This is a genomic window from Mangrovicoccus sp. HB161399 (assembly GCF_013184745.1).
Classification (GTDB): domain Bacteria; phylum Pseudomonadota; class Alphaproteobacteria; order Rhodobacterales; family Rhodobacteraceae; genus Mangrovicoccus.
Map to the genome: position 1 here is coordinate 84,884 of NZ_JAATVU010000024.1, position 6,232 is coordinate 91,115.

Consider the following 6,232-nt stretch of genomic DNA (forward strand, 5'->3'; position numbering starts at 1 on the left):
CTCCCGAAGCGGACGGGGACCCTCGGCACCCGCCGGAGCCGGGCAAGGCGCACCGGCCCCGGATGCCGTGGTCAGGCTGCCGGCAGCCCCTCGCCCGCCAGCCGGGCATAGGCGCCGCCTCGCGCCAGAAGCGCCGCATGGCTGCCGGTTTCCACGATCCGCCCGGCCTGCATCACCGCGATCGCGTCGGCATGGGCGATAGTGCTCAGCCGGTGCGCGACCACCAGCACCGTGCGCCCCTGCGACAGCCGCGCCAGCGCCGCCTGGATCTCGCGCTCGGTCTCGGTATCGAGCGCCGAGGTCGCCTCGTCCAGCAGCAGCACCGGCGGATCCTTCAGGAAGACCCGCGCGATCGCCACCCGCTGGCGCTGCCCGCCAGACAGCCGCACGCCGCGTTCGCCCACCACCGTGTCGAGCCCCTCCGGCAGCCCGGCCACCAGCTCGCCCAGCCGCGCCAGCTCCACCGCCTGCACGATCTCCGCCTCGCTGGCGCCGAGCCGGCCATAGGCGATGTTCTCGCGCAAGGTGCCGCCGAACAGGAACACCTCCTGCGACACCAGCCCGATCTGACGGCGCAGGCTTTCCAGCGTCATGCCCGCCAGCGGGGCGCCGTCGATGCGGATTTCGCCGGAGGTCGGCTCGTAGAAGCGCGGCACCAGCGCCATCAGGCTCGACTTGCCCGCCCCCGAGGGCCCGACCAGCGCCACGGTCTGGCCCGGCTCCACCGCGAGCGAGATGTCGTGCAGCACCGGCATGTCGCCCTCGTAGGCGAAACCGACATGGTCGAACTCGATCCTGCCCTTCAGCGCGGGCGCCTCCGCGGCGCCGGGCGCATCGGCGATGTCGGGCTCGACCGACAGCAGCTCCTGGTAGCGGCGGAACCCGGCAATGCCCTTGGGATAGGTCTCCACCACCGCGGCGATCTTCTCCAGCGGACGGAAGAACACGTTGACCAGCAGCAGGAAGCCGACGAAGGCGCCGGTGCTCAGCGAGCCCTGCAGGACGTAGCCCGCCCCCGCCACCATCACCACGACCTGCACCAGCCGCAGCCCCATGTAGTGGATCGCCGAGGAGGTGGCCATGATCCGGTAGGCCTCCAGCTTGGTGCTGCGGTAGCCGTCATTGTCGGCGGCAAACAGCCGTTCCTCGTGCCGCTCGTTGGCGAAGGCCTGAACCACGCGGATGCCCCCCAGCGCCTCTTCGAGCCGGACGTTGAAATTGCCGACGCGGCCGTAGATCTCGCGCCAGGCGCGGGTCATCCGCCCGCCATAGACGGTGACCAGCCAGACCATCAGCGGCACGATCACCGCGGTGATCAGCGCCAGCTCGACATGCAGCCCCATCATCAGCGCGAACGCCCCGGCAAAGGTCATCACCGCGACCACCAGGTCCTCGGGGCCGTGATGGGCGACCTCGCCGATCTCCTCCAGGTCGCGGGTGACGCGCGCCACCAGCTTGCCGGTCTTGGCGCGGTCGAACCAGCGCCAGCTCAGCCGGGTGAGATGGGAAAAGGCGCGGGCCCGCATCTCGGTCTCGATGTTGATGCCCAGCTTGTGGCCCCAGTAGATCACCACCGCCATCAGCCCGGTATTGACCGCATAGACCGCGATCAGCCCCGCCGCGGCCAGCACGGTCAGCCCCCAGTCGCCCAGCGGCAGCAGGCGGTCGATGAAGCCCGTGATCGCCAGCGGGAAGGCAAGCTCCAGCAGGCCGGAGGCGATGGCGCAGCCGAAATCGAGCCAGAACAGGCCCATATGCGGACGGTAATAGGACAGGAACTGGCGCAGCATGGCGGGTCCTCTACTCGGGAATTGCAACAGGGGCGCCCCGGGGGCGGGACAGGAACTCCATCCCGGCCCTGCACACATGGCGCAGCGCCTCCGGGCCATCATCTCGGCGACCCCGTCCTCGAAGGCAAGCCGCCCGGCCTCCGCCGCGACAACATGGTCGGCGAAGCGCGCCGCCATGCCGGGGCGTGCAGCATGGCGGCGGCCGGACGGCTCCATCCGGCAGTTCAGCGACGGGGCTCCGACCCGGCCGACGCGACCGAGCGGCGAGACCGTTCCGCCGCGCAGCAGGCCTCGCGCCCGGCCAGCATGGCGATCCAAGTGCTTTGCGCCCCGGCCGCCGGACAGTGCGTCGATCGCCGTCCAATCTGCGCGCCGAGACCGAAGAGGTCGATCGCGCCACCGAGCGCGACAAGCTCGCGCGGCAGCATGCCCTCGCTGACGGGCAGGTGCTGCGGCCGCCCTTACCGAGCGGGCAAGGCCACGGGTGGACCAGCGGCCAAGGTCCCGGCCGCGGAATCACGGCATGCCGCCGGAGGCCGCCCGCCGGGCAAGGCTGTCCATCAGGGTCGGCTTGCCCAAGCCGTCAAGGCCGAACCCCGACGTCACCTTGCCCCCGGAGGGCCGCAGGTCCAGCCACCGCAGCAGACCGCGGCCGGGGACGTCGGCAGTCAGGCCGGACATCTTGGAAAGCATCCTCATGCCGGTCCCCGCGGCACCAGCCGCAGGAGCACGGGCGCGCCCAAGAGGAACGCGAAGAGCCAGCGGCAGGCCATGGCAAAGCTCACCCCTGCTCGCTGAAAGCGGTGACTTGCCGATGCAGGCAGGATGCGCTTGCACCGTGAAGAGCCGCGCACGATGCGGCGCCGGCAACGCGCCAGCGCGGACGGGCCCGGCCAGCACTGCCGCCGCGTCCGCCTGCCCCGGCAAATGCGAAGCCAACGCTCCAAGTGGCACCGCGCGGCAGGTCCAGCCCTCCGGCGAAGCCCGCACTCCAGAGCGGCGCCATGGCGGACGCCGCGGCGGGAGCAGGCCAAGCAGCCCGGTCGGCTCAGCGCCCCTCCTCGGCGCCCGCACGGCGGTTTTTCCCGACATCCAAGCAAGCACCGCAAATGCTTGCGGCCTGCCGTTCGCCATCCAGGGGCGACAGCCTCGCCATGGTCAGGGCCGGGACAATGAGGCCCGTTGGCAACGCCGGCACCGATCGAACCCGGCGGCAGCGAGCAGCGCAAGGTCCAGCGTGCCGCACGGTGGCGCGCCGCCCGCAGAGGGGCGGCCGACCACGCGCCGCCGGAGACGCCCGGCACTTCTGGCGAGGCCACCGGATTGCCGGTCAGCCGCGGCTGCACCTCACCGGCCATCGCCAGCAAGCCGCCCGGGGCCGCAGCGCTTGCCGACCGCGGCGGCCGGTCCGGCAGGAAGGCGGCGGCCTTCTGCGCTTTGGGCAGCATCAAGCCGCCGGAGCCACGCCCCGCAAGCGATGGCGCCCCCGGCGAGCGACAGCACGAGGCCATCGCAGCGCGACAGGATCAGCGTTCCGGCCAAAGGCGCTACGAAGCCGACGGGGGCGACCAGCCCGAGCGGAACCGAAACCGCGGCGGCCATGGCCACGACAAAGCGGGCGGCGGCCCGCGGCAGCGAGCCGGTGTGCCAGGGACGCGCAGCGGCGACGGCGGCGGCAACGCGGCACCGAGTCCGCCGACGGCACGCACCGTGGCCATAGGGGCAGCAAGACTCCAGCCAGTCCGCACCAGCGAGGCGCGGACCAGCCCGCTTGCGAGACCAAGTCCGGCCTGCACCAATCGGGTCGTACTGGTCCGATCTTGGCTCATGCCGGGCCTTGGCGCTGCGGCTTGGATGCCCGGTGGAGACGAGTTGGATGGCAAAGGCGGCGAATGCGCGGCCTCCTGCACCACTGTCCGGGCGCGGAATGCGGGCGCTTCGCGTTGCCGTGAGGACGCTAGCTTTCGGTTGCCGCCCGGGCCCCCGCAAGGCTGCAGACTATCGCGCCGTCCGGCAGTTCGTCGGGGAGCCCCGCGTCGATGCTCTCGCAACAACCGCTTTTCCATAGGCATCGCGACCTGAGAAAGACGGTCTGTGCGCCAACGGCCGCAATCCACGCCCGCACCTCCCCGTCAACAAATTGCGGCCATTCGGCCGTCGGGTACGGGATTGCCGCCGGAACCGCCGCGGATCCGAGTGCCATCGGCGAGGACGCCGCAACCGGCAACTCCGGATGTGGCGGCGTATGCGGCGGGCGGCATGGACACGTCGCCCGGCAGGCCGACGGCACCGGCGGAACTGAACCTGCGGACGAAGAAGATCGCCAGCCGGGCCCAGCGGAATGCGCCGATCCGGCCGAGCATCCGGACTTTTCTCCAGCAATGGGCGCAAGCGCACGGCGAAGCCGCAGGATCGGACAAAGTTCGGCCGTTCCGGCAGCAGGGAGGAATGCACGGCCCGTACCGCGGGCTTTCGCGGCCCCCGGTTCCACGGAGACTTGAAACTCTGCCCCGACTCCGGCTGCGTCTGCGTCTGCGTCTGCGTCTGCGTCTGCGGATCCTTGCGCGTCGGCGGGGGATACGTCCAGTCACGCCTTTCTGGGTCCGCCCAGTCCCGCCGCCAGATCCGTCCCATGCGCTTCGGATCCGCCCCACACCAGGCCTCGCGGAGCAGAACCGCGGGGCGGCGGCGGCCGCAGCACCCGTGCCGACGGGCCGCCGCGTCTTCGTCGGGTCGCCTTTCCGGCACCCAGCGGTGAGCTGAGCTGTACTCACCAAGGACGCTGCGGGCTTGGCACACCCCTACGATTGCACCTGCGCCATTGGCTCTTCCTTGCCTCGCCCCGGAATTTCTGCCAGCCGTGATCGGGACCAGCTCGGCGGCGGGCTGGGCACGGGCGCACCACCTGTACGGAACCGCTCCGTCCGCCTTTCGTCCCCGGCACGTTCGTGCAGGCGCTCGGTCCATTGGCGAGTCTACCTTGGCTCCTTCAGGATCGGTCTCTCCGGCGGCAGGCCGGAGACAGCCTTCCGCAGCAGTTCCCCCGCCATCGTGCCCGGACCGATGGCGGACATGGCACACGCCTTGCGCCATCGGCAATGCGCAACCTTCGTGACTCAGATGCACTGCAACGCCGCGGCGGCCGACCGGACCTGCAACGTCGGCCCGTCCACCTGCGGGGGCTTGGCAACGGCTTCGGCGGCCTTGTGCCTTTCGAGGGGAATCCGCCCCGATCAATCTCTGAACCGGCCCCGATCTGACCCATTGTCCCATCCTCCCTCTGGCTCGAAGTCCCCCTTCGGAGAGGGCCATGCTTCGTGCAGTCCATGTTGACCGCCGGGACGGGACGGCTGTCCGAGGCCCGACACGGCAGGACGGCGGGCATCGGCAACGCGCTTCTCGGCAGCTTGCCCTTGGCAGGAACGGCTGACAACTCCGGCGGGCAAGGACCGGATTCCGGAGGAATCGCCGTTCCACTCGGGACTGGGCATGTCGTTGCCGGATATCGACGCAGGAGCCCTTGCAGCATGCGGCTGACGCCACCCAGAAAAGCGCAAGCGGGCGGGACCGGCCCTGCGGTCTTGCGGTCTTGCGGGAGAAGCAACGGCGGCCGTTTGCTGGAGGTCATGAGGGCGGCACTACGCGGCAGCTGCCTGCGCTGAAGTCAGCCAGCATGGCCTGGAGACTGCGGCAAGGAGGCAGGTGCGCGCGCGGACCAGTCTTTATGCGGCCGCTGCAGATCCCGGTCCGGCTCCGGCGGCAGAGACCATCGGCCTCGGAACCGGGCACGACCGGCCGAGAACGATTTCGGTCGCCGCAGGAACCTGCTGCGCCAGCGGGTCGTCCGTGCTACGAGTGAAGGAAATCCTCTGGAAGCAGCCGGGGGCTGCCCTTCCACCGGCATTGTTGCATAAGTCAGCGCCGGGGCGTGATGCCCCTACCCCGGCGGAGGTCAGGCCAATCGTTCGATCTCGGCGGTGCCGAGGGCGTTGAAGCGGTTCATGAATGAGCGGCAAGCGCCATCGGTCCGAGCGCAGCCGCGAATGACGCGGATGTGGATCTCGGCGGCCCGTCGGCCGGGGTCCCTCGAGACGATCCGTTCTCCGGAGGATTTGGGGTTCCCCATCCTGGCCTCGATCCTGCTCCGGACGTGGCAGCCGGACTACCACTTACAGATCGTCCGGCGGGGCCGCCGGCTGGATGCGCAGACAACGGCACATCGCCCGAACGGACTGAGGTGGTCCCTGAAAATCGAACACCTTTCTAGGTCATGTTGACAAAACGCGGAGCCAGATGCGGACGGACGCGATGCCGATGAACCCGAGGAAACTCAGGGCGGTCTTGTCATGGCGCGTTGCCACCCGACGGCACCGCTTGAGCTTGGAGAAGCAGCGTTCGGCCAGGTTGCGCCAGCGGTAGAAGTCGCGGTCGACGGCGCGCCA

3 protein-coding genes and 2 pseudogenes are annotated in these 6,232 nt (G+C 70.2%); all 5 read right to left on the reverse strand.

What is annotated here, in order from left to right; all coding sequences use genetic code 11:
• Positions 1–71: 71 nt before the first annotated feature.
• Positions 72–1,790, reverse strand: a complete 1,719-nt coding sequence (locus tag HCC78_RS15270) for an ABC transporter ATP-binding protein (protein WP_172329652.1) — start codon at positions 1,788–1,790, stop codon at positions 72–74.
• A 516-nt stretch (positions 1,791–2,306) separates the two neighbouring features.
• Positions 2,307–2,471 (reverse strand): hypothetical protein, encoded by a 165-nt coding sequence (locus tag HCC78_RS15275; RefSeq protein ID WP_172329653.1) that lies wholly within the window; start codon positions 2,469–2,471, stop codon positions 2,307–2,309.
• A 1,451-nt stretch (positions 2,472–3,922) separates the two neighbouring features.
• Positions 3,923–4,153, reverse strand: coding sequence for a hypothetical protein (locus HCC78_RS15280; protein WP_172329654.1), 231 nt, complete (start codon positions 4,151–4,153; stop codon positions 3,923–3,925).
• A gap of 1,589 nt (positions 4,154–5,742) precedes the next feature.
• A pseudogene (locus HCC78_RS15285) lies at positions 5,743–5,952 on the reverse strand (hypothetical protein); the annotation flags it as partial.
• A gap of 106 nt (positions 5,953–6,058) precedes the next feature.
• Positions 6,059–6,232 (reverse strand): annotated as a pseudogene (locus HCC78_RS15290) (IS5/IS1182 family transposase); the annotation flags it as partial.

Bases quoted from the DNA above. Each gene is read 5' to 3' on its own strand.
- HCC78_RS15270 (WP_172329652.1), bottom strand. From the start codon at position 1,790: ATGCTGCGCCAGTTCCTGTCCTATTACCGTCCGCATATGGGCCTGTTC.
- HCC78_RS15275 (WP_172329653.1), bottom strand. From the start codon at position 2,471: ATGTCCGGCCTGACTGCCGACGTCCCCGGCCGCGGTCTGCTGCGGTGG.
- HCC78_RS15280 (WP_172329654.1), bottom strand. From the start codon at position 4,153: ATGCTCGGCCGGATCGGCGCATTCCGCTGGGCCCGGCTGGCGATCTTC.